The sequence below is a fragment of the Nocardia sp. NPDC005978 genome (genome assembly GCF_040614455.1).
In the GTDB taxonomy this organism is placed as follows: domain Bacteria; phylum Actinomycetota; class Actinomycetes; order Mycobacteriales; family Mycobacteriaceae; genus Nocardia.
The window spans coordinates 159,049-186,021 of sequence record NZ_JBEXUS010000002.1 but is presented as its reverse complement, the minus strand read 5'-3'; the positions used below and the strand labels follow the sequence as shown (position 1 = coordinate 186,021).

The 26,973-nt window shown below is 68.8% G+C and carries 26 protein-coding genes; 14 read left to right on the top strand and 12 right to left on the bottom strand.

All coding sequences use genetic code 11. The features are described 5' to 3' along the window. Positions 1-86: 86 nt before the first annotated feature. The 3 genes from ABZ319_RS01940 to ABZ319_RS01930 all read right to left on the bottom strand — a co-directional run bounded on the left by ABZ319_RS01940 (position 87) and on the right by ABZ319_RS01930 (position 3,004). Entirely contained in the window at positions 87-956 is an 870-nt protein-coding gene (locus tag ABZ319_RS01940) for an AraC family transcriptional regulator (protein ID WP_354984402.1), read from the bottom strand. Between the two features lie 327 nt (positions 957-1,283). Then, positions 1,284-2,378, bottom strand: a complete 1,095-nt coding sequence (locus ABZ319_RS01935) for a hypothetical protein (protein ID WP_354984401.1) — start codon at positions 2,376-2,378, stop codon at positions 1,284-1,286. Between the two features lie 224 nt (positions 2,379-2,602). Further along, positions 2,603-3,004 (bottom strand): hypothetical protein, encoded by a 402-nt coding sequence (locus tag ABZ319_RS01930; RefSeq protein WP_354984400.1) that lies wholly within the window; start codon positions 3,002-3,004, stop codon positions 2,603-2,605. Between the two features lie 142 nt (positions 3,005-3,146). On the opposite strand from ABZ319_RS01930, the gene ABZ319_RS01925 reads away from it, so the two are divergent. After that, entirely contained in the window at positions 3,147-3,509 is a 363-nt protein-coding gene (locus tag ABZ319_RS01925) for a nuclear transport factor 2 family protein (RefSeq protein ID WP_354984399.1), read from the top strand. Positions 3,510-3,525: 16 nt separating this feature from the next. Here ABZ319_RS01925 and ABZ319_RS01920 read toward each other — a convergent pair whose 3' ends face one another. Further along, complete coding sequence (locus ABZ319_RS01920) at positions 3,526-5,859, bottom strand: arylsulfatase (protein ID WP_354984398.1); 2,334 nt, start codon at positions 5,857-5,859, stop codon at positions 3,526-3,528. Between the two features lie 234 nt (positions 5,860-6,093). Between ABZ319_RS01920 and ABZ319_RS01915 the strand changes: the two genes are divergently transcribed. Continuing rightward, positions 6,094-6,327: a hypothetical protein gene (locus ABZ319_RS01915; RefSeq protein ID WP_354984397.1), complete on the top strand. Its 234-nt coding sequence runs from the start codon at positions 6,094-6,096 to the stop codon at positions 6,325-6,327. A 4-nt stretch (positions 6,328-6,331) separates the two neighbouring features. Here ABZ319_RS01915 and ABZ319_RS01910 read toward each other — a convergent pair whose 3' ends face one another. The 7 genes from ABZ319_RS01910 to ABZ319_RS01880 are packed head-to-tail and all read right to left on the bottom strand — an operon-like array spanning position 6,332 to position 12,000. Beyond that, the gene (locus ABZ319_RS01910; RefSeq protein ID WP_354984396.1) at positions 6,332-7,120 is read right to left on the bottom strand and encodes an acyl-CoA dehydrogenase family protein; all 789 of its coding nucleotides are present in this window, start codon (positions 7,118-7,120) and stop codon (positions 6,332-6,334) included. 2 nt (positions 7,121-7,122) lie between these two features. Beyond that, positions 7,123-8,241 carry an acyl-CoA dehydrogenase family protein gene (locus tag ABZ319_RS01905; protein WP_354984395.1) on the bottom strand — a complete coding sequence of 373 codons (1,119 nt, stop codon included), beginning with the start codon at positions 8,239-8,241 and terminating at the stop codon, positions 7,123-7,125. Continuing rightward, positions 8,238-8,654 carry a nuclear transport factor 2 family protein gene (locus ABZ319_RS01900; RefSeq protein WP_354984394.1) on the bottom strand — a complete coding sequence of 139 codons (417 nt, stop codon included), beginning with the start codon at positions 8,652-8,654 and terminating at the stop codon, positions 8,238-8,240. Before ABZ319_RS01900 ends, ABZ319_RS01905 begins: the two co-directional genes overlap by 4 nt. Further along, entirely contained in the window at positions 8,638-9,858 is a 1,221-nt protein-coding gene (locus ABZ319_RS01895) for an amidohydrolase family protein (RefSeq protein WP_354984393.1), read from the bottom strand. The genes ABZ319_RS01900 and ABZ319_RS01895 overlap by 17 nt, the downstream gene beginning before the upstream one ends. Positions 9,859-9,862: 4 nt before the next feature. Further along, the gene (locus tag ABZ319_RS01890; RefSeq protein WP_354984392.1) at positions 9,863-10,210 is read right to left on the bottom strand and encodes a hypothetical protein; all 348 of its coding nucleotides are present in this window, start codon (positions 10,208-10,210) and stop codon (positions 9,863-9,865) included. Then, positions 10,194-11,462 carry an aromatic ring-hydroxylating dioxygenase subunit alpha gene (locus ABZ319_RS01885; RefSeq protein ID WP_354984391.1) on the bottom strand — a complete coding sequence of 423 codons (1,269 nt, stop codon included), beginning with the start codon at positions 11,460-11,462 and terminating at the stop codon, positions 10,194-10,196. The genes ABZ319_RS01890 and ABZ319_RS01885 overlap by 17 nt, the downstream gene beginning before the upstream one ends. Positions 11,463-11,466: 4 nt before the next feature. Continuing rightward, a complete protein-coding gene (locus ABZ319_RS01880; RefSeq protein WP_354984390.1) occupies positions 11,467-12,000 on the bottom strand; it encodes a carboxymuconolactone decarboxylase family protein in 534 nt (177 codons plus the stop codon). A 230-nt stretch (positions 12,001-12,230) separates the two neighbouring features. On the opposite strand from ABZ319_RS01880, the gene ABZ319_RS01875 reads away from it, so the two are divergent. From ABZ319_RS01875 to ABZ319_RS01820, 12 genes are all read left to right on the top strand, one after another. Beyond that, positions 12,231-13,613, top strand: coding sequence for an ABC transporter substrate-binding protein (locus ABZ319_RS01875; RefSeq protein ID WP_354984389.1), 1,383 nt, complete (start codon positions 12,231-12,233; stop codon positions 13,611-13,613). Between the two features lie 29 nt (positions 13,614-13,642). After that, on the top strand, positions 13,643-15,769 hold the full coding sequence (locus ABZ319_RS01870) for an ABC transporter permease (protein ID WP_354984388.1): 2,127 nt from the start codon (positions 13,643-13,645) through the stop codon (positions 15,767-15,769). Continuing rightward, the gene (locus ABZ319_RS01865) at positions 15,747-16,535 is read left to right on the top strand and encodes an ABC transporter ATP-binding protein (RefSeq protein WP_354984387.1); all 789 of its coding nucleotides are present in this window, start codon (positions 15,747-15,749) and stop codon (positions 16,533-16,535) included. Before ABZ319_RS01870 ends, ABZ319_RS01865 begins: the two co-directional genes overlap by 23 nt. Next, positions 16,532-17,359 (top strand): ABC transporter ATP-binding protein, encoded by an 828-nt coding sequence (locus tag ABZ319_RS01860; protein ID WP_354984386.1) that lies wholly within the window; start codon positions 16,532-16,534, stop codon positions 17,357-17,359. The genes ABZ319_RS01865 and ABZ319_RS01860 overlap by 4 nt, the downstream gene beginning before the upstream one ends. Beyond that, complete coding sequence (locus ABZ319_RS01855) at positions 17,356-17,727, top strand: hypothetical protein (protein WP_354984385.1); 372 nt, start codon at positions 17,356-17,358, stop codon at positions 17,725-17,727. The genes ABZ319_RS01860 and ABZ319_RS01855 overlap by 4 nt, the downstream gene beginning before the upstream one ends. Then, positions 17,699-18,007 (top strand): hypothetical protein, encoded by a 309-nt coding sequence (locus ABZ319_RS01850; protein ID WP_354984384.1) that lies wholly within the window; start codon positions 17,699-17,701, stop codon positions 18,005-18,007. Before ABZ319_RS01855 ends, ABZ319_RS01850 begins: the two co-directional genes overlap by 29 nt. Positions 18,008-18,278: 271 nt before the next feature. Then, positions 18,279-19,445, top strand: a complete 1,167-nt coding sequence (locus ABZ319_RS01845; protein WP_354984432.1) for an acyl-CoA dehydrogenase family protein — start codon at positions 18,279-18,281, stop codon at positions 19,443-19,445. Next, positions 19,445-20,209, top strand: a complete 765-nt coding sequence (locus tag ABZ319_RS01840) for an SDR family NAD(P)-dependent oxidoreductase (protein WP_354984383.1) — start codon at positions 19,445-19,447, stop codon at positions 20,207-20,209. Before ABZ319_RS01845 ends, ABZ319_RS01840 begins: the two co-directional genes overlap by 1 nt. Continuing rightward, positions 20,209-21,039 carry an enoyl-CoA hydratase-related protein gene (locus tag ABZ319_RS01835; RefSeq protein WP_354984382.1) on the top strand — a complete coding sequence of 277 codons (831 nt, stop codon included), beginning with the start codon at positions 20,209-20,211 and terminating at the stop codon, positions 21,037-21,039. The genes ABZ319_RS01840 and ABZ319_RS01835 overlap by 1 nt, the downstream gene beginning before the upstream one ends. A gap of 3 nt (positions 21,040-21,042) precedes the next feature. Continuing rightward, positions 21,043-22,188, top strand: coding sequence for a thiolase family protein (locus ABZ319_RS01830; protein ID WP_354984381.1), 1,146 nt, complete (start codon positions 21,043-21,045; stop codon positions 22,186-22,188). 15 nt (positions 22,189-22,203) lie between these two features. Then, positions 22,204-23,355 carry an acyl-CoA dehydrogenase family protein gene (locus tag ABZ319_RS01825; RefSeq protein WP_354984380.1) on the top strand — a complete coding sequence of 384 codons (1,152 nt, stop codon included), beginning with the start codon at positions 22,204-22,206 and terminating at the stop codon, positions 23,353-23,355. Between the two features lie 71 nt (positions 23,356-23,426). Then, positions 23,427-25,466, top strand: coding sequence for a nitrate- and nitrite sensing domain-containing protein (locus ABZ319_RS01820; RefSeq protein ID WP_354984379.1), 2,040 nt, complete (start codon positions 23,427-23,429; stop codon positions 25,464-25,466). Positions 25,467-25,551: 85 nt separating this feature from the next. Here the strand turns inward: ABZ319_RS01820 and ABZ319_RS01815 are convergent, their stop codons facing one another. Beyond that, positions 25,552-26,973, bottom strand: a complete 1,422-nt coding sequence (locus tag ABZ319_RS01815; protein ID WP_354984378.1) for an aldehyde dehydrogenase family protein — start codon at positions 26,971-26,973, stop codon at positions 25,552-25,554.

Sequence of the window (26,973 nt, the reverse complement as noted above, 5' to 3'; positions counted from 1 at the left end):
CGATCACGCCGGTGCGTGCGGATGATCGACCGGTGCTCCGGCGGAGTGGCGCACTGCCGCCCGCCGCGGCAGTGCGTGCAGGCGAACTACTCCGGCTCGACGGGGAGCCACAGCTCGCAGGTCGCGGTGCTGAAGTCCGGTGAGCGGTCGAGGATCGCGACGATGGACGGGCCCGGCCGCAGCCGCCACGGATTGGAAGGAAACCAGTCGGTGGCGGTCGCGGCCCACGTTTGCTGCAGGGTCTGCGGATGAGCTCCGGTGGTGCGGAAGACCGCCCACTTGCCGCCCGGAACATCGATGGCGTCGAGGTCGCCCGGAGCCGACGTGTCCTGCTGGACAGCGACGCCGTGCAGGTAGGTCAGTTCACTCCCCTCGGTGCCGTCCGGGTCGACGTCGTCGCAGACCTGCAGCAGGCCGGCCGGGTCGCTGTCGCCGAGGCCCTTGAGCCGCGAATGCTCTTGCGGCGGAATAGCGTTGATGTGCTGCTGAATATGCGGATTGATGCCCTGGTGGATGAGCGGTACCCGGGCGGCGTGCCCGACGAGCCGGAATGCGGGCCGGTCGACGATGCGGGTGTCCATGGGGGTGCTCCCTTCGACGGTCAGGCGGAACCTGAGCTGCGGTTGTGTGCGAAGGGGGCCTCCGTCTCGGCGCACCTGACCCGGGGTGGCGCCGTGCACCGCCCGGAACGCCCGCCCGAACGCCTCGGTCGAGCCGTACCCGTGCCGGACCGCGATGCTCAACAGATCCTCCTCGCCGCGCACGACGTCGGCGGCCGCGACGGTCATGCGCCGCCGCCGCACGTACTCCGACAGCGGCATCGCCGCCAGCGACGAGAACATCCGGCGCAGGTGGTACTCGGTGGTGCCGAGCGCACCCGCCAGTCCGCCGATGTCGAGTTCCTGGGTGAGCTGCTCCTCGACGAGATCGACGAGCCGGTTGAGTGCCGAGATCACGAGGCCTCCTTCCACCACAACTCTGGCGCGCGGCGTCCCGGTCGCGCCCGATCACAGCGATCCGATTCGATCATGCGTGTGCGGCCTGCGCGTCACTCGATGCGGGGTGTCATCCAGCTCCCGACCGGGCAACCCGACGACGACCTCACCCACCTCCGCGAGCCGGGGCAAACGGCTAGTGGTTCCCCGGCGATCGAGCCGACAGGAAACACACCGACCGCTGGAGCAACTGGTCCGTCGGTCGCCGCCTGCCCACGAGGGTCCTCGCGTGATGAGTGCCGATCCAGAAGACGGCGTCCGATGGCGAGTGCGGTGGACGACAGGTCCTCAGCTCGCCAGCTCGGCCAGGACGAACTGCTCGTATGCACGGTGGACGTCGAGGTTGCCACCGCCGAAAACCGCTTCGACATGGGCTCTGGTGACCGCGCCGGTGGTGGCGGCGTTCAGCAACCGCGACGTCGCCTGCCGGACCTGGTCATCCGGCCGGTGGGTGATCAGCCCGGCGACGGTTTCGCAGACCGTGCCGTCGGTCCAGACCGCCGGAACCGCGTTGGAAAGCAGTGCGGCATCGGGGGATTGGCCTCGGTACCAGTGCCCGCCGTCCCACCAGTAGGCGAAGCTCAGGCGGCCGTCGTGTGCGCGACCGTTCAGGACCGAGTGCGTGATCCATTCCGGCGCACCGGCCAGCGGCTGCGTGGGACCGTGATCGGTGGCGCCGCCGGACAGCACCGCCCGGTTGCGGGGGAGGCGTCGCAGGGTCGCGCCGCTGCCCGTGCGGCCTTCGAACGTCGCGGTGCTCGCCGAGACGATGCGGGGTCCGACGTCGGAACCGATCGCGACGAGGGCCGCCGCCAGCACGGTCCATCGCGTCCACACCGCGGGCAGCGCATCGAATTCGGTGTCCGCGAGAGAGGGAACAACCGGGGCGGCCGGCGCCGCTGCCCGCGAGGTGGAGGGCTCCGGTGCCCGGAAGGCGGTGTAGCCGGACGCGCGGACCGGTTCGGGTGCGGGTGGAGGCGGCGGGAGTGCGGGCACGGGTGCGCGGTGGGGAGCCGGTGCGGGATGACCGACCGGAGCGGGCATGTGGGCGCGGTCCGCAGGGCGAGCGGGTGTGCTCGGGGTGTTCTGTCGCCCTTTGCGGTCCGGGATAGCGCCCAGGATTCCGCCCACGACCAACAACCCGCCGAGTCCGATCAGGATGAAGTCGCCGTTGCCCTTGTTGTCTTCGACTTCCTCTTTGGTCTGCGAGCTGGATCCGCTCCGGCACACGTCCCCGGAATCCATCACCGTTCCGCCGCACATGGCCGGCTGCTGCGAGGCCTTGTAGACGATGAACCACAGCGCGAGCCCGCCCAGGATCATGAGCATGGCGACCACGAATACGCCTATGCCGCCGGTTTTCTGCTCATCGGTACTGCTCAATGTCCCCACCTGTCGAAATTCGGCCGACGATCCCCCCGGCGTGCCTGAGAGATCGTGCCATATCGCCGTTTCGGCGGGCTCGGGGACGACACCGTGCTGTCGTCGCACGGACATGAGCCGACGGAACTCGCGACTTTCCGGGTCGGTGAGTTATCCGATGTCGACGCCCGGTCGATCCGGACCGTGCACCGCCCGGCCTGCGAATCCTGCAGGGCGCCGGGATGTTACCGGGGTTCGGTGATCGACAGCGCGCCGACGGCGGCCACCCAGGCGGCCGTGAGGTGGATGGCGGCCACGCCGTCGCCGGTGCCCAGGGCCCGGGTGAACGCCTCGTCGATCCGGTCCGACCGGATGTGGTCGATGATCAACTCGCTGTCGAGGTCCGCGTTCGGCGGCAGGACGGCCAGGCAGTCGAGGATCGCGGCTTGCAGTCGGCCCGGGGGCAGCGCGGCGATCAGGTCGCTGTTCTCGGTCAGCAATGTGGTGGCGAAGGCGTTGATCACCTCGTGCAGGTCATCGATGTGGCCGCTGTCGCTGATCGCGGTCCCGATCGATTCGACGCGGGTGCGGTCACTTTCGACATAGGCCCCGACGAGGTCCATTACCAGCGTGTACGGCACGGTCATCGTGCCAGTTCAGCACATCGGTCCGCCCGGCTCCGGGCATTCGATCGCCCCTGACCGATTCGTCGGGATCGGCTGTGTCGTTTCGCTGTTCGCGAAACGCCGGGACGGGCCGGGCCGGAACCGAGCTGGCAGAGTGAAGGTCATGGAGAAGGATTTGCGGGAAGCCGAGCGGCGACTACAGCAGGCGCAGCTCGCCGGTGATGTTCACGCGCTCGACGAGTTGCTCGACGATCGGCTGATCTTCACCCTGGGCGCGGACACGTTCACCAAGGCCGACGACCTCGAAGTGCACCGGACCAAGGCCCAGGTCATGAGCAAACTGGTGGAAGAGGAACTGACAGTTCTCGTGGCGGGCACAACCGGGGTGACGTGGTTCCTCGGCACCGTCGAGGGCACCGTGCACGGCGCACCCTTCGCGGCGCGGATGCGCTACACCCGCACCTGGGCACACGACGACGCGCACGGCTGGCGCATCGTCGCGGCTCACGCTTCCGTGGTCGAGTAGACCTGAGCGGTCCGGGTCAGTCGCGCCGGAACATAGCCTCCGATTCGCGGGCGAAGTCGATGTCGATGTCGTCACCGGCGGTGACCGTGACGTGGTCGATGGTGGCTCCGGTCAACGCGAACGGGGATCGGTAGTCCGACGACACCGGCTGACCACGGTCACGTCCGACGTTGGACCCCTCCCCGGACAGTGAGAAGAACGCGGGCTGGACCTTGATCTGCTGTTCCGCGGCGACAGTGCCGTCGATCAGCAACCGCGCCGTGCCGGTCGGCGACGGGCCGTCGAGACCGGACTTGACGAACTCGACGCCGACGACGGTCACCGGTCCGACGGGTAGCGCGGACTCGCACACCAGTTTCTGTTCGAGCTCGCCGAGCCAGTTGTAGACGTAGTGTGGCACCCCGTCGAGCAGATACAGCGAATGCCCGCCGAATCGGCCGCCACTGGCGAACAGGATTCCCGAGCAGTGCGGGTCCTCAACGGTGATGGTGGCCGAGATCGAAAAGGAGCGCCCGACGATGACGAAGGACCGTTCCGGGATCTCCGCGCCGCCGGGAAGCAGCGTCAAACGCCCGGAAGTATCTGCGACGCTGGGCTGCTCGATGCTGTTGAGGTCGGCCGCGGTCCGGTCGTCGAGCGGGTAGCCGTTGAACGTCGCGGCCTGTTCGTCCCACAGCGCGACGAGTTCGGCGAGCAGTTCTGGCTCATCCGCGGCGAGGTCGTGCATTTGGTTGCGGTCGTGATCCAGGTGGTAGAGCACCCATTTGTCATCGTCGAAATGACCCCATCCCGAGGGCGCCGGTGCGTGCACCGTGCTGGCCTGCCAGCCGTCGCGCCAGATCGCGCGGGTGCCCAGCATCGAATAGAACTGCGAGTGTTTGGGACTGAGGGCCCCGGGTTCGCGCAGCACCCGCGCCATGGCAATGCCCTCGATCGGGCTCTGTGCCACACCGGCGATCTTGTCCGGGTGCTCGATCCCCAGCAACTCGTACAGGGTGGGCACCAGGTCCATCGCGTGAATGTAGTTGTGGCACACGCTGTTCTCGGCCGGTAGGCCGCGGGGCCACGAGATGATCATCGGGTCCGCCGTGCCGCCTTCCCAGGACGCGTGCTCCTTGTACATCTTGAACGGGGTGTTGAACGCCATCGCCCACCCGTTGGAGTAGTGCGGGTGGGTCGATTCGGTGCCGAGTTCGTCCAGCTGCCGGATGTTCTCGGCCAGATCCTCCGGAATGCCGTTGTACCAGCGGTTTTCATTGACCGAGCCTTGCGGGCCGCCCTCGGCCGAGGCGCCGTTGTCCGAGAGCGTCACGATGATCGTGTTGTCGAATTGGCCGGTGCGCTCCAGGAAATCGAGCACCCGCCCGACCTGGGCGTCGGTGTAGCTCGCGAACCCCGCGTAGACCTCGGCCTGCCTGATCAGCAGCCGGCGTTCGTCCTCGCCGAGTTCGTCCCAGGGGCGCACGACCTCCGATTCGGGCCACGGCGTGCTGATTTCCGCTGCCATCGGATTGATGTCGGGTAGTTCGATGTGCTCCGGCAGCAGGCCGATGTCCTTCTGCCGACGCAGCACGATGTCCCGATACTGTTCGTACCCCATGTCGAAGGTGCCGCGGTAGCGCGCCGACCATTCCTCGAACACGTGATGGGGTGCGTGGCAGGCGCCGGGGCAGAAGTACATCATCCACGGTTTGCCGGGTGCCGTTGCCCGGGAGTCGGACAGGAATTCGACCGCGTGATCGGCCAGATCCTTGGACAGGTGATAGCCCTGGTCGGGGGTTGCGGGCGGGTCGATCTGGTGGTTGTCGTACCACAGGTCGGGATACCACTGGTCGGTCAATCCGCCCAGGAACCCGTAGAAGCGGTCGAATCCGCGCTGGATCGGCCAGGTGCGTTTGGAGGCCCCCATCGACATCTCCGTCGCCGGGGACAGATGCCACTTGCCGACCGCCATCGTGTTGTAGCCCCGCGCCCGCAGAACCTCGGAGATGAATCCGTTCTCCGGCGGGATCACGCACGAACTGTTGGGGTATCCGTCCGCGAACTCACCGATCGTGGACATGCCGTTGGAGCCCGGACTGCGACCGGTGAGCAGCGCCGAGCGGGTGGGTGAACACAGTGCGGTGGTGTGGAATTGCGTGAACCGCACCCCGCGGTCGGCGAGGCGTTTCATGTTGGGCATCTCGATGAGCCCGCCGTACAGGTCCCACGAACCGAAACCCATGTCGTCCCACACGATGTAGAGCACGTTCGGCGCGCCCGGGGGAGCTTTCGGTTCGACGAACGGCCCCCAGTCCGGGGTCGAGTCGCGGATATCGTGGGCGATCTTGCCGGCATACTTCGCCGCCACGGTTGACTCCTTCGCTCGAACGACCAACGACTCCCGACATGAATCACCGCGTTCGGGCGCGATCCGCCCTCGCCGGAACCGACGCTATGGCCGGATCGGGGGTGGGGCATCACCCGCACCGGGTGAAGTTCCGCTCCGTATGCCGGGGTCGGGATCGCCGGGCCACGACCGGTCGCCGCCACGCCGTAAGGGCGCATCGGGCCTGATCTGCGGCCGGTGCGCGAGAATGCGTCGATGGACACTGTCACCGTCTCGCACCTGCGGGAACTGCTGGCCGCGGCGGATCCCGACGCCTGCCTGGTCATGGCCGAGGGCCGCGTGCAGGTCGTACCGGCCGCCGACGCACCGGGTTTGGTGCTGATCGATCGCGACACGGTCCTGAAGCAGCTGGGACCCGACCCCGATCACACGGCGCTGCTCGACTACGCGGCCACGCTGGACGCGGAACTGCGCATGCAGGGCGGGTAGTCGATCAGGTCAGTTGCGCCAGGCGGGGGGCGTGGCCCAGCGTCCGGATCAGCGCTCCCGCCTCGCGGGTGAGTTCGCGGCTGCTGCCGAGCAGCCCGTCCAGCACCAGGGTCCGGCGCACATGCCGGTGCAGGTCGTGTTCGGCGGTGAAGCCGATACCGGCCAGGACCTGCTGGCAGTGGCGGGCGGTGGTGAGCGCGGCCTGACCGGTGGCGGCTTTCGCCAGGAGAGCGCCCAATTCATCGGTGGCCACGGACAGGGTGGCCTCGGCGGCCTCCAGGGCAACGAGAGACTCGGCCAGGCGGTGTCGGACCGCCTGGAACGAGGACAGGGGACGGCCGAACTGGGTGCGGGTCAGGGCGTGGGTTCGGGCCAGGGTGAGCATCGCGTGGCCGGTACCCAGGAGCCACCAGGACAGGGCACGACGGCCCGGGGCCAGGGGGAGTTCCTCGCCGGTGGGGATCGGGTGCAGGGGTAGGTCGGGGTCCAGGGCATCGGGGCGGCGGCCGGTGCGGTCCCACAGGAGCCAGCGGCCGCCGGCGCTCGGGAGGGGCATCGTGCCGCCGAGGGGGTGACCCGCGGCGTGCAGCAGCACGTCGTTGAGAAGCGGTGCGTGCGTGCCGGTTTCGCCCAGGAGGCGGAACATCAGCGCGGTGGCTGTGTCGGGGTCCTCGATCAGCAGGTCGGGCCAGCCCGCCCCGGTCAGCGCCGCATCCACCTCGGCCGCGGGGGTGGTTGTCAGGACCTTGCGGAAAGTCTCGGTGAGCAACCGGGTTTCGTCGGGAGCGAGCATCGCTACTCCTTGCCGAGGTCGAGGAGGCGGCGGGCGATGATGTTGCGCTGGATCTCGGCGGTGCCGCCGTAGATGGTGGCCGCCCGCGAGTAGAGGTATTCGGTACGCCACACCGGATCGTCGAATTCGATCGCGCCCGGCAGCAGTTCGCGAGCCGTGTCGAACAGGCGTTGTTCGGCGGTGGCGAGCAACACCTTGTCCACGGAGGTCTCCGGACCCAGGTGTGCGCCGGAAGCCAAGCGGTCCTGGGTGATTCGGGAGCGGCAGCGGGCGGCGTGCAGGGCCAGGTAGGCCGCGCCGAGTTCGGCGTCGTCGGGGATCGCGGTCTGTTCGAGCAGCCGATCCAGGCGCGTGAACAGGTAGGCGATGCGATGCCAGAAGCACGTGGAGCGCTCGTGGGGGAGCAGATCCATGGCCACGCGCCAGCCATCGCCGGGCGCGCCGAGCATGCGGTCCGCGGGGACCACGACGTTGTCGAAGTAGACCTCGGCGAACTCGTCCACCCCGTGCATGGTGCGCAATGGGCGCACGGTGATGCCGGGGGTGTCCATATCGACCAGGAACGCGGTGATGCCGTCGTGGCCGGGCGCGGTGCGGGTGAGCAGGACACAGCGCGTGGCGTATTGGGCCAGACTGGTCCACACCTTCTGGCCGTCGATGACCCAGCTGTCCCCGTCCGGGACCGCGCGGGTGCTGAGCGAGGCGAGGTCACTGCCGGAGCCGGGCTCGGAAAACCCCTGGCACCATTGCTCTTCCCCGGACAGCAGCCGGGGCACGAGGTCGGCGGCCAGTTCGGCACTCGCGTAGGAGATGACGGTCGGGGCCAGCACCTCGATCATCGAATAGATCCCGGGTTCGGCGAGATCGCGGGTCGCCACCTCCTCGCCCAGGACCGCGCGCAGCACGGCGGGCCCGCCGAGCCCGCCGACCGCCACTGGCCAGCCGTATCGCATCCAGCCCGCCTCGTACAGCGCCCGGCGCACCCGCGCCAGCTGCACGACCTGGGCGTCCAGCGAATGGTCCGCCGGGGGAGTCAGATCGTTGGCGTCGAGCCAGGCGCGCACACCGTCCCGGAAATCGGTGACGGTGGGCGCGGATCCCGGTTCGGTTGTCGCGGTCATGCTTTCGAACGCTCGAAGGCGTGCGGGATGCCGGAGTCGTGCTCACCGCTGCGTCGGATGAACGTCATCCGGCGGGTTCGCAGTCGCCAGCCGTCCGCACCACGCTCGTAGGTGTCGGTGTAGTACCCGATTCGCATGTCGTGGGTGCTGTGCTCGACGAAACACAGCGGCTGGGTACCGGTCGCGGTGTCCCCGTCGATGTCGAGAACCGGTGTGCCGGTCAGGAAAAGCCCCTTGGGTGCCGCTTCAACCAGCTCCGGGAACTGGTCCAGGGGGTAGGTGTCACCGAAGGCGCTGTAGTTGCCGTCGGGGGTGAATACCGCCAGCACGCCGTCGATGTCGCCCTTGGTCATGGAAACCGCATACCGGGCCAGCAGTTGCTGGAGTTCGAGCAGATCATCGGTTCTGGACATGAACCTTGCCGCCTTTCATCACGAAGCACACATCCCGGGTGACGGTGATGTCGGCGATCGGGTCATCGGGCACCGCGATGACATCGGCCAGCTGCCCGGGTGCGAGCCGGCCGCGATCGGTGACCCCGATCAGTTCGGCGCCGCGTATCGTCGCCGCCCGCAGCACATCCAGCGCGGGGATGCCGCGCTCGACCAGGGCCACCAGCTCATCGGCGTTGCGGCCGTGCGGGATAGCGGGCGCGTCGGTGCCGACCGCGATCTTCACCCCCGCCTTGTACGCGGCCAGCACCGAAGTGCGTGCGCGCGGGAACATCTCGGCGGCCTTGGCCTGCAACGCGGGCGCGGCCTTGGACACATCCATGGCGTCGGCCAGCCGCGTGGTGGGCACCAGCCAGGTGCCGTGTTCCACCATCCGGTCGATGGCGTCGTCGTCGAGCAGGAATCCGTGTTCGATGCAATCGATTCCGGCGTCCACCGCGTGCCGCACCGCGTCCGCGCCATGGGTGTGCGCGGCCACCTTGAGCCCGCGCCGGTGCGCCTCGTCGACGATGGCGCGCAGCTCCTCGTCCGAATAGTGCTGCGCCCCGGGCGCTCCGGTCAGCGACATCACCCCGCCCGAGACGCACACCTTGATCAGGTCCGCACCATGCTTGATCTGGTAGCGCACGGCCTTGCGCACCTCGTCCACGCCGTTGGCGATCCCCTCCTCCACCGACAGCGAGAGCACGTCGGGGGCGAAGGCGGAGAACATGGTCGGATCCAGATGCCCGCCGGTCGGGGTGATGGCGTGCCCGGCGGCGACGATGCGGGGTCCCTCGATCCACCCCGCGTCGATCGCCTTGCGCAGCGCCACATCCAGCAGGTAGCCACCGGTCTTGACGAACAGCCCCAGATTGCGCACGGTGGTGAAACCCGCGCGCAGGGTGCGCCGGGCGTTGCCCACCGCGCGCAGCATGCGCAGCGCCGGATCGTCGGTGACGCTGGAGGCCAGACCGGTTTCCCCGCGCCCGCCCATGAGGAGGTTGACCTCCATGTCCATGAACCCGGGCAGCAGGATGACGTCCCCGAGGTCGAGCACGTCACCGGTCGCCGGACCACCGACCCCGGTGATCCGCTCGCCGTCGATGTGCAGCAGTCCGGGCCGGATGATCTCGCCGGTGTCGATGTCGAGCAGGCCCGCGGCCTTCAGCGTCAGCGCCGTCATCGCCCTAGACCACCGGTTCGGAGACGATGTCCACCCACGCAGCGCCGGAATCCGGCACCCGGGGCTGCTTCCACACCTCGACGGGGAACGACACCATCACCAGGGATTGCAGCAGGTGGAACAGTGCGCGCACCGGCTCGGGCAGATCGTTCAACTCGAACTTGTCGATGTAGTCCATCGCCGGTTCGAGCCGCGGGAAGGCGGCGTCGTAAAACGCCTGCATCTCGTCCATGGTCGAGGCCAGGCGCTTGGCGTAGCGCTCGGGCTCGGTGGCCAGGATCCAGCCGGAAAATGGCTCCAGATCGGCGAATTCGTCCGGGAGCTGGGTCGTGGGCTCAGTTGGCGCTGTCATTGCGGTACTCCTCGACGATGCGCTGGGCGGTCTTGTGCAGGTGGCGAAGCAGGATTTCCTGGTCGTTGAGCGGGAAATCGGTGACCTCGCGGGTGGCGATCATGGTCTGAGTGGCCTCGAGGGTGTTGGCGTCCTGGAGCGCGTACTCCTTGAACGTCACCGCCGCCAGTTCCTGGGCCAGGCGTTCCCGCGCGGTGCGCGCGGGAACGAAGTACAGGCTGGCTTCGAAGATGTGCTTGTTCACCGCGGTCGGCCAGTAGTGGTAGGTGAGATACCAGCCGGGCGCCCAGCACAGCAGCGACATGTTCGGGAAGAACTCGAATTCGTCGATGCCCCAAGCCTTGTGGCGTGCCGGGTTGAGCCCGGTCGGCAACGGGTCCAGGCCCTCGATGTCGGGCACGTCCCACGGCCCGAACAGCCCGCTGCGCAGGACGCGTTCGATGGGCTTGACCATGTCCAGGTCCTTGGGCGGCGCCATACCGCCCCAGGACGAGATCATCGAGTGCGGCGCGGCGATCTCGTAGTGCAGTGCCTCGTAACCCGTTTGGGTGAGCTTGTCGGCCTCGTCCTTGACCGCCTGCTTCTGATGCAGGATCGGCGCGTGATAGAACTCGGCGAAGGCGTCGATGAAGAGCTTCCAGTTCGCGCCGATTTCGGACCGGTAGCTGTAGACCTCGGTCATCTCGGCGAACGGGTAGCCTTCGAGGCCCTTGGCCAGCGGGCCGAGGTACTCGTCCAGCGGCTTGGCGTCGGGATCGAGGTTGACGAAGATGAACCCCTCCCACACCTCGCAGCGCACGCTCTTGAGCCCGTAATCGGCCTTGTCCAGGTCGAAGAACTCCTTCTCCTGCTGGACGAAGGTGAGCTTGCCGGTGAGGTCGTACCGCCAGGCGTGGTACTTGCAGGTGAACTGGCGGCAGGTGCCGGCGGTCTCCTCGTTCGGGAAGTCGTCCCACACGAGCTTGTTGCCACGGTGGCGGCAGATGTTGTGGAAGGCGCGGACTTCGCCGTCGGTGCCCTTGACGATGATGAGCGAGGTGCCGACGCAGGCCAGTTCCTTGGTGAAGTAGCTGCCCCCGCGCGGCAGCCGGTTGATCCGGCCCACGTTGAGCCAGCTCTTGCGGAAGATGGCCTGCCGCTCGGCCTCGTAGAACTCCGGGTCGATGGAGTCCGTGTAGTCGACCGGCTCGGTCCCCAGTTCGGGATAGTTCTGGGTCCAGCTTCCCGCTGCCGGTTTGGTGAAGTGTGCCAACGCATTACCTTTCGTGGTGTTCGGGCTGTACACCGAAGCTGTTGAACGCCATGGCCAGCACGCTGTAGCCGCCGACGGTGAAGACGAAGTCCATGAGCTGGCGCTCGTCCAGGTACGAGCACAGCTCGCCCCAGGTGCGGTCGCCGAGGGCGTTGTGCTCGGCGAGTTCGTCCACCGCGGTCAGGACCGCCTGGTCGTAGGGGTCGGTGCTGACGCCGCTCTGGATGGCGGCGATGTCCTCGGGGGTGATGCCGGCCTCGGCCGCGATCGAGACGTGGCTGTCCCATTCGTAGGCGCACGAGCTGCGATGGGCCACGCGCAGCACCACAAGTTCACGGACCCGTGCGGGCAGGCTGGACCGGAACAGGACGTAGACCCCGAAACCGAGGAAGGCCTCGGTGAGGTCGGGATGGCGCACCAGTGTCGACATGGCCGGGCCCGCGCCGTCGGGGTGACGTCGATCGCGGGGGAGCAGCGCGCGTAGCGCACTGCGGGTCCGGTCGTCCCATTCGTCTGCCGGTAAGGGTGGCAGCCGCATCCGCACCTCCTGAGGAGAATCTGATTCTCATAAAGTGACTACTAGATTTCCACGGGTGTGTCATGCTGTCAACGCCAGGTGAGTCCGGTGCTCCGGATCCAGCCCGGCCGCCGCCACCCGGGCGGCGCGGCACCGTGGCCGATGCGGGACAGGATATTGATTCTCACTATTGGAGAATGTAATTTTCTCGAACGAGGTCCGATGCCGGGGCTCGCAGAGGAGGACACACGGTGAAACCGCGCCGAACACGCCGATTGCTCATCGCCCTGACGACGCTGGCACTGCTGGCTTCCGGCTGCGGGCGCGGCGACGATCCCGTCGCCGAGGAACCCACCGTCGCGAGCGCCACGTCCGGCGACTTCGGCGACCTGACCGGCGTGTGCGGGCCCGGTAGCGCGAAAGGCTCCACCGCGCAGGGGGTCTCGGACAGCGAGATCGAGATCGGCGTCTTCACCGACATGGGGTTCACCAAGAACCCCGAATTCTCCGAGACCGCCAAGGTTTTCACCCAGTGGTGCAACGCCGCGGGCGGCATCAACGGCCGCAAGCTGGTCGCGAACATGCGCGACGCCAAGCTCATGGAGTATCGCCAGCGCATGATCGAGTCCTGTCGCGAGGACTTCTTCCTCGTCGGCGGCGGCGCGGCCCTGGACGGGCTGGGCGTGAAGGACCGGCTGTCCTGCCTGCTGCCCGAATTCCCCGGCCAGGTCGTGCAGGCCGCCAACGCCGGCTCCGATCTGCAGCTCGCCGCGGGATCCTCGGCCGCCGGACCGGTCAATCAGTACACCGGTTCCGAACACTGGCTGATCAAGGAGGCGTACCCGGCCTCGGCCGGTGCCGTGGGCTTCATCGTCGGCGATTCCCCCGCGGTCAAGCCGACCGCCGAGAAGATGGCGGCTTCGCTCACCGCGGCCGGCGCGACGATCGTCTACAACGATCTGTACCCCGCCGCGGGCGTCTCGGACTGGACGCCGTACGCGCAGGCCATCAAGGCGAAAGGCGTACGCGGGCTGATCTTCCTGGGCGACTTCCGCCAGCTCGCCAAGCTCGAGGACGTGCTCACCGGCATGGACTACAAGCCCGACTGGATCGACGCCAACAGCAACGCCTACAACCCCTCGTTCATCGAGGCCGCGAAGAACTCGCTGTCGGCGCAGAACAACATCGCCGATCTGAGCGAGATCGCACCGCTGGATTCCGCGGACAAGGTGCCCGCGGTCAAGCAGCTGCGCGAGCTGTTCGCCAAGTACGCCCCGGACGCGGCCATCACCTACCCGGCATTGCGCGGGTTCCAGAGCTGGCTGCTGTTCGCGAAATCGGCGACCGGCTGCGGTGATCAACTCACCCGCGCCTGCGTCTACAACGCCGCCCGCAAGGAAACCGCGTGGACCGGAGGCGGTTTGACCGCGCCGGTGAACCTGTCCACCCCCGCGAGCGAGCAGGTGCGCTGCTTCAACGTTCAGCGCGCGACCCCCGAGGGCTGGAAGAGCATCGACTTCAAGCCGGACACCGGGGTCTTCCGATGCAACATCCCGACCTTCCGTTTCCAGGGCGAGTACACCAAGGCCGTGACGCTGGCCGATGTCGGCAAGTCCCTCAGCGATCTGAAGTGACGGAGACGAACTGACGTGACGGGACACTGATGGAGCAGTTCATCGCCTTCGGCGTCGTCGGCCTGAGCACCGCGGCGATCTACGCCGTCATCGGCAGCGGTCTGGTGCTGACCTACACCACCACCGGTGTGTTCAACTTCGCCCACGGTGCGGCCGGCATGGTGTCGGCATTCGTGTACTGGCAGTTCACGATCGGCTGGGGCTGGCCGGTGCCGCTGGCGCTGATCGTGGTGCTCGGGGTGTTCGCGCCCCTGTTCGGGGTGTTGTTCGGTAGGGCCCTGGCCCCCACCCAGGGGCTGGGCGACGCCGAGAAACTCGTCATGACCATCGCGCTGCTCAGCGGGTTGATCGTGCTGGCGCGCTGGGTCTGGGATCCGAACGTCGCGCGGTCGCTGCCGACCTTCTTCGCCGATGTCACCCCGATTCGGGTGGGTGCGGTGACCGTCACCTGGCATCAGATTCTGACGATGGCGGTCGCCGTCGCGGTCGCGGTGGGACTGCGAATCCTGCTGTATCGCAGCCGGATCGGCGTGGAGATGCGAGCCACCGTGGACGATCGCGCGCTGGTGGGCCTGACCGGGGCCGATCCCCGGCGGGCCAACCGGTTCGCCTGGATCCTCGGGATCGAGCTCGCCGCGGTGGGCGGCATCCTCATCGCGCCGATGGTGGCGCTGGACGCCGCGCAACTGTCCCTGCTGATCGTGAGCACCTACACCGCCGCGATTTTCGGGCGGCTCCGCAATCTGCCCATGACGTTCGTGGGCGCGATCGTCGTCGGCTGCCTGGAAAGCTACCTCGCCGGCTACCTGCCGCAGAACGACTACCTGCCCGGATTGCGTTTGGCCGCACCGGCATTGCTGCTGTTGCTGGCGCTGCTGCTGTTCCCGCACGGCCGCCTGCGCGGTCGCGACCGGACCCTCGCCGCGGTGCCGCTGCCCACCTGGTCCGGCTCGGCCGCGTTCGCCGGGGTCGTGGCCGCGCTGGGCGTGGTGCTGGCGACGGTGCTCGCCGAAGCCGATCTCATCACCTACGGTTCGATCTTCGCCTTCGGCGTCATCGCGCTCTCGTTCGTGCCGCTGACCGGGTTCGCGGGCCAGATCTCGCTGTGCCAGTTGAGTTTCGCCGGCATCGGCGCGGCGACCTGCGCGCAGGTGGGCGCGGCGGGGCAGTGGTGGGCGGTGCCCGCGGCCATGCTCGCCGCGGGTGTGGCGGGCGCGGTGATCGCGATCCCCGCGCTGCGGCTCTCGGGGGTGTACCTGGCCCTGGCGACCGCCGCCTTCGCGGTCGTCCTGGACCGCTGGTTGTTCAACCTGCCGCCCTTCGAGCTGTTCGGCGTCCGCGTCGCGCTGTTCGAACAGGGCTCGGTCTCGCTCGTCGGCCCGAGCCTGTTCGGGTTCACCCTCGATACCACCGCCGAGATCACCGTCTTCGCGGCCGTCTGCCTGGCCCTGGCGGGCTTGGCGGTGGTCGCTCTGCGCCGCAGTCGATTCGGTCGCCGTCTCATCGCGCTGCGTGACAGCGAGGCCGCCTACGCGACCCTGGGCGGCAATCCGCTGACCGCCCGCATCCTGGTGTTCGCGCTGTCGGCGGCCCTGGCCGGGCTGGGCGGCGCGCTCTACGGCATGCAGCAGCAGGCGGTGACTTCCGACCAGTTCGGCCTGGTGCCCGGCATGCCGATCTTCTTGATCGTGGTGATGGGCGGGCTCGGCATGGTCGGGGCCGGTCTGTTCACCGGTGCGGTGCTGGCCGGTCCGCTGGCCGCGATCCCCGCGCTCTGGCCCGCCCTGTCGAATCTGGCCCAGGTACTGCCCGCCGCGGGCGGCATCGCCTTCGGCGGCGGCGTCCTGCGGACCGGGGCGCTGGCGAGTATGCGGTCCGAATGGCTGGGCACGCTGCGTGATCGGCTCGTCGCGCCGGTGCTCGCGCTGGCTGTCGCGCTGTGCTGGATCGCCAATGTAACCGATGTGATCGACGGCTGGTCCTTCACCGGCGGAGTGGTGCTCGCCGTCATCGGCGCACGACTCTGGCACGCCCGCCGCGCCCGCCCGCCGGAGCCGGAAACCGTTGCGGTGCCAATGGAATGGTGGGGCGTGCGCAAGCCCTGGATGCCCGAGGACAGGGAGGTGCTCGATCATGCCGTCGCCACCGCACGCTGAGACCGGAACCGCGGACGCCACGACGATCACCGCGCCGCAGCCGATCGTGAGCCAGGACGCACACCTGTACGTCGAGAACGTGACCGTCGCGTTCGGCGGGCACCGTGCCCTCGACGGCGCGGGTCTGCACGCCCGCAGCGGTGCGGTGACCGGGTTGATCGGACCGAACGGGGCCGGAAAATCGACCCTGTTCGACGTCATCTGCGGACTGCGCGCCCCCGGCTCCGGTCGCGTGGTGATCGGCGGCCGCGATGTCACCGGCCACGGTCCGGCCCGCCGGGCGCGGCACGGCCTGGCCCGCACCTTCCAGCGCCTGGAACTGTTCGGCCGCTTGACCGTTCGGGACAACCTGCTGGTCGCCGCCGAACTCGGACCCGAGCGCCGGCGCGCGGCCCGCGCGGTGGACGACCTGCTCGAACGCCTGGGCCTGACCGCCCTCGCTGATACCTCGGCCGACGAATTGCCCACGGGCACCGGCCGTCTGGTCGAGGTGGGCCGCGCCATGGCAGCTCGCCCGAGCCTGGTCCTGCTCGATGAGCCCGCCGCCGGTCAGGATCCGAGCGAAACCGAGCGCTTCGGTGCGCTGCTGCGGTCACTGGCCGCCGAGGGCACTGCGGTCCTGCTGGTCGAACACGACATGGGACTGGTCATGGAGGTCTGCGACGAGCTGTTCGTCCTGGACCTGGGCACGGTCATCGCCGCCGGCCCGCCCGCCGCGGTGCAGGCGAACAAGGCTGTCATCGCCGCCTATCTGGGGGAGATATGAGTTCGCGAGCGACGACCACCGCCGGATCTCCGGGCGCGGTGGCGGTGAGCGAGGAGCCGGCCACCGGTGCGTCGGCCGACGCCATCGAGAGCAGTCCTCCCACAGCGATATCGGCGCAAACCCCGCTGCTGGAACTGCGCGGTGTGCGCGCGGCCTACGGGGCGATCACCGTCCTGCACGGCGTCGATCTGAGCGTCGCGGCGGGCAAGGTGGTTGCCCTGCTCGGACCCAACGGAGCGGGCAAGACCACCGCGCTGCGGGTCGCGGCGGGCATCCATCCGGTCACCGGCGGCGACGTAGTCCTGGGTGATCGCGTGGTCACCGGGGCGGATCCGCGGGACCTGGCCCGCGCGGGCGTCTGCCTGATTCCCGAGGGCCGCGGCGTCTTTCCCAATCTCAGCGTGCTGGACAACCTGCTGATGATGACCTTCACCGGTCGTTCGCGTGCGGAGATCCAGGAGACCGCGTTCGCCCGGTTCCCGATTCTGGCCCGGCGCGCCAACCAGATCGCGGGCACCATGTCCGGCGGCGAACAGCAGATGCTGGCGCTGGCCCGTGGGCTTGCCACCGATCCGGCCGTGCTGCTGCTGGACGAATTGTCCATGGGCTTGGCGCCCCTGGTGGTCGGCGGGCTGTACGAGCAGGTCGCCGAGATCGCCCGGCAGGGCGTGGCGGTGCTGGTCGTGGAACAGTTCGCGGCCGCCGTCCTCGACATCGCCGATCACGCGGCCGTGCTGGTGCGCGGGCGGGTCGCCGCGCACGGGCGGCCCGACGCCGAATTCCGCAACGACCTCGCAGCCCACTATCTAGGAAGTACGACATGACCGAGTCCCGCGCGGACCGCTTCGTCCGCGAACTCACCGACCTGAAGATCCCCGATCCGGCCGCCGGGCGGGCCCGGTTGTGGCTGCGCACCGGAATCGCCCTGATGGCGGCGGGTCTGGTGCTCGCGCTGTCCGCGTACTTCCTCTCGCACGGCACCAAGAACCCGCTGACCCAGCGCGACGCCATCACCCTGGCGCTGGGCGGGGTGGCCGCCAGCGTGGTCGGTTCGGCGATCTTCCTGCGTTATTCGCTGACCGAATTCCTGCGCTTCTGGCTGGCACGACAATCGCACGATCTCGCCCTTCTGGGGGATCGACTGGCGGAGAAGGAGATTCACGATGACGACATTGTCTCTGCGACCCGGTGAGCAACTGGCCAGCGCGGTGTGCGCGACCCGAGTGGTCGTGGTGCGCACGCCGAGCGCCGAACCGGTGAGCCTGACCTGTGGCGGTTCGCCCATGGTCGCCGCGGCCACGGCCGAGCCGAAAGACGATGCGGGCCAAGCGGTCACGCTGATCGGCAAGCGCTACGTCGACGCCGCCGAACAGGTAGAGCTGCTGTGTACGCGTTCGGGCAGCGGCGAACTCGCGCTCGACGGCGTGGCCCTGACCCTCAAGGCCGCCAAGGCGCTGCCCGCCTCGGATTGAGCGCGGGCCCACGGACATCGCGCTGATCACGCCGGGCAGTTCGCCCGGCGGGCGCGGAACACATCCCGGTGCCTCCACGTGCCGGGATCGATGACGGCCGTCGTCGGCGCGCCGCCGCCCCGGGGTACAGGCCGGTGCGGTTCGGACGCGTTCGGCCGTCGAGATGAGCCGCCGATGCGGGCGGACCGGCAGACTCCGCCCGCATCGGCGCGCCCACGGGGCCGATGGCCCCGTGCGAGGAGAAAGGCAGGCCCCACCCATGTCCGAGGGCATGAATTTCGAACTCTCCGAGGATCAGCACCTGATCCGCAAGGCTGTCGCCGAACTGTCCCGGCGCTTCGACGATCAGTACTGGATGGAAAAGGATCAGGCGCACGAGTTCCCGTCCGAGTTCTACTCCGCGATCGCTTCGGGCGGATGGCTGGGCATCACCATTCCCGAGCAGTACGGCGGGCACGGCATGGGCATCACCGAGGCCACGCTGCTGGCCGAGGAGGTGGCGCGCTCGGGCGGCGGCATGAACGCCGCCAGTTCGATCCACATGTCGATCTTCGGCATGAATCCGGTGGTGATGCACGGGTCCGACGAGCTGAAGGCCCGGACCCTGCCGCACGTGGCCACCGGTGAGCTGCATGTATGTTTCGGCGTCACCGAGCCGACCGCGGGCCTGGACACCACGCGCATCACCACCTTCGCCAAACGCGTGGGCGACGACTACGTGATCAACGGGCGCAAGGTGTGGATCTCCAAAGCCCTGGAGTCCGACAAGATCCTGCTGCTCACCCGCACCACCCCGTACGACGAGGTGGTCAAGAAGACCGACGGCATGACGCTGTTCCTGACCGATCTGGACCGTGCGCACATCGATATCCGCCCGATCAAGAAGATGGGCCGCAACGCGGTCAGCTCCAACGAGCTGTTCATCGACGATCTGCGCGTCCCGGTGCGGGATCGAGTCGGCGAGGAGGGCAAGGGTTTTCAGTATCTGCTGGACGGACTGAATCCCGAGCGCATGCTCATCGCCGCCGAGGCGCTGGGCCTGGGCCGGGTGGCCCTGGACCGCGCGGTGCGCTACGCCAACGAGCGCGTGGTCTTCGACCGGCCCATCGGCATGAACCAGGGCGTGCAGTTCCCGCTCGCGGACTCTCTCGCCCACTTGGACGCCGCCGAGCTCATGCTGCGCAAGGCGACCTGGCTCTACGACCACGGAAAACCCTGCGGGCGCGAGGCGAATACCGCCAAATACCTGTGCGCGGAGGCCGGCTTCACCGCCACCGACCGGGCGCTGCAGACACACGGCGGCATGGGCTACTCCGAGGAGTACCACGTGTCGCGCTATTTCCGGGAGGCCCGCGTCATGCGGATCGCGCCCATCAGCCAAGAAATGATCTTGAACTACCTGGGTTCACACACCCTGGGACTGCCGAGGAGTTACTGATGACCCAGCGCGCACCATTCGACCTCACCGGGCGCTCGGCGCTGGTGACCGGCGCCGCGGGCGGCATCGGAGCGGCCGTGGCACAGGCCCTGGCCACCGCCGGCGCGACCGTCCTGGTCACCGACGTGGACGGTGACGCGGCCGCGGCCGTGGCGGAGAAGATCCGCGGAAACGGCGGCGCGGCTTCGAGTTTCGCGCTCGACGTGGCGGACCGGTCCGCCGCCGACGCCGCGGTCGCCGCGGCCGCCGAACCCACCGGCGGCACCCTGCACATCCTGGTCAACAACGCCGGGGTGACCGACCCCGCGATGTTCGCCGACACCACCGCCGAGTCGGTGCGGCGACTGTTCGACATTCACGCGCTCGGCGCGATCAATTGCGCGCAGGCCGCACTGGCCGCGCTGCCGACCGACGGCACCGGCCGCATCATCAACGTCACCTCCGCCGCGGCCCTGGTCGGCACCCTGGGTCAGGTGAACTACTCGGCCGCCAAGGCCGCGATCATCGGCATCACCAAATCCCTGGCGAAAGAGCTGGCGCGCAAGCGCATTCTGGTCAACGCCCTGGCGCCGCTGGCCGCCACGCCCATGACCGCCACCATTCGCACCGATGAGCGCTTCGCCGAACAGATGCTGAATCGAATTCCGCTGCGGCGCTGGGCCGAACCCGAGGAGGTCGCCGGCGCTTTCGTGTTCCTGGCCTCGGACGCGGCGTCGTTCATCACCGGCCAGGTGCTGCCGGTGGACGGCGGCATGGTGATGTGATGAGCGAGCCGCCGGTGCTGTTGAGCACCGACCGGGACGGCGTCCGCACCCTCACCCTCAATCGCCCGCACCGCAAGAACGCCATCGACCCGGCACTGTGGTCCGCGCTGGCCGAAGCCCTGCGGCGCACCGCCGATGACCGTTCGGTGCGCGCGCTGATAGTGGCCGGGGCCGGGGACGCGTTCTGCTCGGGCGCCGACATCGGCGCACCCGACCTCCGGCACCCGGTGTACCGGATGCGGGCGCTGACCGATGTGGCACTGCTGCTGCGCGAGCTGCCGATTCCCACCGTGGCGAAGGTGGCCGGGGTGGCGATGGGCGCGGGCTGGAACCTGGCGCTGGGCTGCGATCTGGTTGTCGCGACCCCGGAATCGACCTTCTGCCAGATCTTCACCAAGCGCGGGCTGACCCTGGATCTGGGCGGCTCCTGGCTGCTGCCCCGCCTGATCGGACTGCAACAGGCCAAACGCCTTGCCCTGCTGGCCGAGACCATCGACGCCGGACAGGCGCTCGAGCTGGGATTGGTCACCTGGGTGGTGCCCGGGACGGACATCGACGCCTTCACCGACGAGCTGGGCGAGCGGTTGGCCGTCGGTCCGCCGGTGGCGCTCGCCCAGACCAAAGCCCTGCTGGACGCGGGCGCGGAGACGGCGTTCCGGGACGCGCTCGCCGCCGAAGCTCGCGCCCAGGGCCTCAATTTCGCGACCGCGGACGCCCCCGAGGCCTACGCGGCGTTCGCCCAGCGCCGCGAACCCCGGTTCACCGGTCGCTGGACCGCGCCGCGCCGGGGACCCGAGCACGCGGCGACATCGACCGAGAACGGAGCATGAGCGATGCGGGAAGTCATTGTGGCGGGTGCGGTTCGCACCCCCGTCGGGCGGCGCGGCGGCGGATTGTCCGGGGTGCACCCCGCCGATCTGTCGGCGCAGGTGCTCAACGAGCTGGCTGCGCGAACCGGGATCGACCCGGTGCTCGTCGACGACGTGATCTGGGGCTGCGTCTCCCAGGTCGGGGATCAGTCCAGCAACATCGCCCGCTACGCGGTGCTGGCGGCGGGCTGGCCGGAATCGGTGCCGGGGACCACCGTCAACCGCGCGTGCGGTTCGAGTCAGCAGGCCGTGGACTTCGCCGCCCAGGCCGTGGCGTCCGGGCAGCAGGATCTCGTGGTCGCGGGTGGGGTGGAGGTGATGAGCCGGGTCCCGCTGGGCGCGGCCCGGGGCACCGGAATGCCCTACGGTCCACAGGCATTGGCGCGATACGACGGGTTCTCCTTCAACCAGGGCCTGTCGGCCGAACTGATCGCCGTCAAGTGGGCGCTCGACCGTACCCGGGTCGACGACTATGCCGCTCGATCACACGAGCTGGCCGCCCGCGCGCAGGACGCGGGCGCGTTCGACGCCCAGATCATGCCGGTGACAACCGATTCGGGCACCGTGAGCGCCGACGAGGGTGTGCGGCGCGGCACCAGCGTGAAGAGCCTGGCCGGGCTGTCGCCGTCCTTCCAGGAGGACGGCGTGCTGCACGCGGGCAATTCGTCGCAGATCTCCGACGGCGCCGCGGCGCTGCTGCTCACCACCCCGGACAAGGCACGCGAACTCGGGCTGACCCCCCTCGCGCGCTACCGGGCGGGCGCGGTGGCCGGCGCGGACCCGGTGCTCATGCTCACCGGCCCCATCCCGGCCACCGCCAAAGTACTGGCCAAAGCCGGGGTGTCCCTGGCAGATATCGGGGTCTTCGAGGTGAACGAGGCGTTCGCCCCGGTCCCGCTGGCCTGGCTGGCCGAGACCGGAGCGGACCTCGCCCTGGTCAACCCGCTCGGCGGCGCGATCGCACTGGGCCATCCGCTCGGCGGGTCCGGCGCGGTGCTGATGACCCGCATGATCCATCACATGCGGGACAACGGGATTCGATTCGGCCTGCAGACCATGTGCGAGGGCGGCGGCACCGCCAACGCCACCGTCGTCGAACTCATCCCCTGATCGAGAGGGCCCATCGTGCGCCGCGACCTGTTCACCTCCGAACACGACGAATTCCGCTTGCTGGTCCGGGATTTCGTGAAGCAGAAGATCGTGCCCGACTACGCCGACTGGGAACGGGCCGGACTCATGCCGCGGGAGATCTTCGGCGCCATGGGCGATCTCGGCATGCTGGGCATCGCGCTGCCGCAGGAGTACGGCGGCGCGGGCCTGCGGGACTACCGGTTCAACATGGTGTTGCAGGAGGAGGCGGCACGGGCGCTGGTGACCCTGGGCACCGTGCGCACCCAGCTCGATGTCATCCTGCCCTACTTCCTCGAATACGCCGACGCCGCACAGCGGGAACGCTGGTTCCCTGGGCTGGCCGCGGGGAGGCTGCTGACCGCCATCGCCATGACGGAGCCCGGGACCGGTTCGGATCTGGCGGGCATGCGCACCCGCGCGGTGCGCGACGGGGACGACTATATCCTCAACGGCGCCAAGACCTTCATCACCGGCGGCCTGCACGCTGATCTGATCATCGTGGTCGCCCGCACGGCGACCGATCCGGAGAACCGCCGGGCGGGTCTGACCCTGCTGGTGGTGGAGGACGGCATGGCCGGGTTCACTCGCGGCCGAATGCTGGAGAAGCTGGGCTGCAAGGTGCAGGACACGATGGAGCTGAACTTCGACAATGTGCGCGTGCCGCAGGCGAATCGACTCGGGGAGGACGGGGCGGCGTTCGGCTACCTGGGGCGGAATCTGCCGCAGGAGCGGATCACCGTCGCGGTCGGCTCGGTAGCCCAGGCTGGGGCGGCCATCGCCGCGACCGTGGATTACGTCAAGCAGCGCAAGGCCTTCGGGACGCCGGTGTCCTCGTTCCAGAACACCAAGTTCGAACTGGCCGCCATGTCGGCCGAGGTGGAGGCCGCCCAGGCCATGGTGGACCGGGCGGTGAGCGAACTGGTCGAGGGCAGGCTGTCGGGTGCCGACGCGGCGCGCGTGAAGCTGTTCTGCACCGAGGTGCAGGGCCGGGTGGTCGATCGCTGCCTGCAGCTGTTCGGCGGCTACGGGTACATGCTCGAGTACCCGATCGCGCGGCTCTACGCCGATGCGCGGGTGGCCCGGATCTACGCCGGCACCAGTGAGGTCATGAAGCTGATCGTCGCCCGCGAACTGGGACTTTCCTGATATGGAAGTTTTGATATGCAATTTTGAGAATTGCATTGTTCATGTGATCTAGATCTCGTTATACTTTGCCGATGTTCAAGGCGAAACCCGGTGTGCGGGTACGCATCCTGGCAATCGCTCTCGTTCCCAGCCTCACGTTGCTCGGGGTCGGCGTCGGCACGACCGGCTATCTGGTCTCGACCAGCCGGCACGACGAGGAGTGGGCGTCGAAGATGCTCGACGGCATCGCCCCGGTCTCGGAGCTGGTGGCCGCCATCCAGCGGGAGCGCCAGGTCACCCTGTGGATCTACGCCGGGTCGGCGCCCGAACCGGGCGCGCTCGCGGCCGCCCGGCAGCGCGTGGATTCGGCGCTGCGGCAGATGAATCCGACCGAGGACGCGCTGCGGGCGCTGGGTCGCGAGGACCTCAAGGACTCGGTCGGTGACCTGAACCTGCTCGAGAAACTGCTGGGCGGTCAGCGCACCGCCTTCGACGCGGGAGCGGTGAGCCTGAACGAGGCCTACGCCTTCTACGGCCGCCTGCCCGACATGGTCATCCTGGGCACCCGCATGATCCAGGACCAGGCTCCCAACGCGGAGAGCGCGGGCAAGCTGAACCTGGCCGCGGAGGCCCTCACCGCGCAGGAGGCCCTGAATCGGGCCAATGCCCTCGCGGCGTCGCTGGCCGGCGACGGTGGGCTGCCCGACGTGCTCGCCGCCGAATATCAGCGATTGGTCGGGTACGCGCACAGCCTGGTCGAGAACTTCGCCAAGGACCTGTCCTCCGATCAGGCCCAGGGTGCGCAGCGCCTGCTGCAATCGATGGCGTGGAAGCGCATGACCGGGGTGGAGAGCGCTCTCCTGCAGCGCGCCGACGCCCGCCGGATCGCCGCGGCCTCGGGTCTCACCGGCAGCGCGATGCAGGCACTGTTCGCGACCCCGCTGCCGGTCAGTACCCAGGAATGGCAGGACGCGGTCACCGAGGTCTCGACGGTCCTGACCGGGTTCTGGAACGCGCACAATCACCGGGCTCAGACCCTGGCCATCGAGGCCGCCAAGGCCACGCGCGGGGACGCGATGCTGGCCGGAACCGCCGTGCTGCTGCTGGCCGCCGGCGCGATCGCGGTCGCGCTGCTGCTGGCCGACCGCATCATTCGCCGACTGCGGCGACTGCGCAATCGCACCCTGGCGCTGGCCAATACCGGCCTGCCCGAGGTGATGCGGCGTCTGCGCGCGGGCGAAACCGTGGAGCCCGCCGCGGAAGTCGCGGTCCTGAATTTCGGCGACGACGAGATCGGGCAGGTGGCGGACGCTTTCGGGCACGCGCACACCATCGCGATCTCCGCGGCGGTGACCGAGGCCCGCACGCGCGGCGGCGTCGAATCGGTGGTGCTCAATATCGCGCACCGCAGTCAGGTGATGGTGCACCGCCAGCTCGAGATCCTCGACGACGTCGAAGCGTCCCAGGAGGATCCGGCCCTGCTGGAGGTGTTCTTCCGGCTCGATCATCTGGTCACCCGCGAACGCCGCAACGCCGAGAATCTGATCATTCTGGCGGGCGGTCAGCCGGGACGCCAATGGCGGCAACCGGTTTCGCTCATGGAGGTGGTGCGCTCCGGGGTCGGGGAGACCATCGACTACACCCGCTCCCGGATCACCCGCATGCCCGACGTGGCGGTCGCCGGGACCGTGGTGGCGGACCTGTTGCACCTGCTGGCCGAGCTGATCGACAACGCCGTGGCGTTCTCGCCGCCGAAGGCGCCGGTGGAGATCATCGGCACCGTCGTCGGCAAGGGCGTGGCGATCGAGATCATCGACCAGGGCGTCGGCCTGCCCGCGTCGGAGAAGCAGCGGCTGGACCATATGCTCTCCACCCCACCGGATTTCGGTGTGCACACCCTCTTCGAAGACTCGCGTCTCGGCCTCTTCGTGGTGGCCCGCCTCGCGGCCCGGCACGGCATCGTCGTGCGCCTGGGTGAATCGGACTACGGCGGCGTCCGCGCGGTGGTCCTGGTCCCGTCCCGCCTGGTGGTCGCTCCCGCTCAGCCGGCCAACCCGCCGCAGCCGGCCTCGGCCCAGCTGGAATCGGTGGCCGGGCCGGGCCAACCGGCCGGGCCCCTCGGCCCGTCGTAGCCCCATCCTGGACACGAGATCGCCCCGCGAGCACGATGCTCACGGGGCGATATCGAGCGTGATCAGGCGCTGACTCCGAGGGTGATCAGGCGCCGTAGCCCACGATGCTCTTGATCTCCAGGTAGTCGTGGAAGCCGAACTCGCCCCACTCCCTGCCGTTTCCGCTCTTGCGATAGCCGCCGAACGCGCAGTGGAAGTCGAACGCGTCGTTGATGGTGACGTACCCGGCGCGCAGCCGCCGGGCCACCGCGCGGGTCTGTTCCGGGTCGGCCCCGGCGACGTTGGCGGCCAGGCCGTATTCGGTGTCGTTGGCGATGTCCACGGCGTGGTCGATGTCGTCGTAGCCGAGAATCGAGAGCACCGGCCCGAAGATCTCCTCGCGCGCGATCGTCATGTCATTGGTGACGTTCGCGAAGATCGTCGGCTTGACGTAGTAGCCGGTGGTCAGCCCGTCCGGTCGCCCGGTACCGCCGATCACCAGGGTCGCGCCTTCGTCGATGCCCCGCTTGATCAGGCCCTGCACCTTCTCGAACTGCGGTCCCGAAACCACCGGGCCGAGTGCGACATCGCCGGTGGGGTCGCCGACGGTGAGCGCCGCGGCGGCGGTGCGCGCGGCCGTGACGGCCTCGTCCATGCGGGCCCGGGGAACCAGCATGCGGGTCAGGGCGCTACAGGTCTGGCCGGTGTTCATCATGACCGGGCCGATGGCGGCGGCGACGTTGGCCGCCAGGTTCGCGTCGTCGAGCACGATGTTCGGGCTCTTGCCGCCGAGTTCCTGCACGACCCGTTTGACGCTGGGCGCCGCGTTGCGGGCGACCTCGATCCCGGCGCGCGTGGACCCGGTGAAGGAGATCAGATCCACGTCCGGATGCGCCGACAACGGCACGCCCACGCTCGGGCCATCACCCTGAACCAGGTTGAACACGCCCCCGGGAACCCCTGCGGCATCGAGGATCTCGGCGAAGATCTGACCGCTGAACGGCGCGCGTTCGGCCGGCTTGAGCACGATGGTGCACCCGGTGGCCAACGCCGGGAACACCTTCACCGCGATCAGGCTCAACGGCCAGTTCCACGGCGTGATGAGTCCGCACACCCCGATCGGCTCGCGCACGATGCGGGTGTCCCCGCGCTGCTCCTCGAAGGCGAAGCGCTCGAGCACCTCGATGGCGGTGTCCAGGTGCCCGGTGCCCAGATTCAGCTGGAACCCGCCCGCCAGCGCGGCGGGCGCGCCCATCTCCTCGGTCAGGGCCGCGGCCAGATCCGAGGACCGTTTGGCGTACTGCTCGCCGATCGCCCGCAGCACCGAAACTCGTTCGGCGACCGTGGTAGTCGACCAGGCGGGAAAGGCCGCGCGGGCAGCCGCCACGGCCGCGTCGACGTCGGCCGCCGATCCGCTCGCGACCCGGCCGCAGACCTGCTCGGTCGCCGGGTTCACGACCTCGAAGAGGTCCGTTCGGACCGGATCGACCCAGGCGCCGCCGATGTAGAACCTGCCGTATTCGCGCAT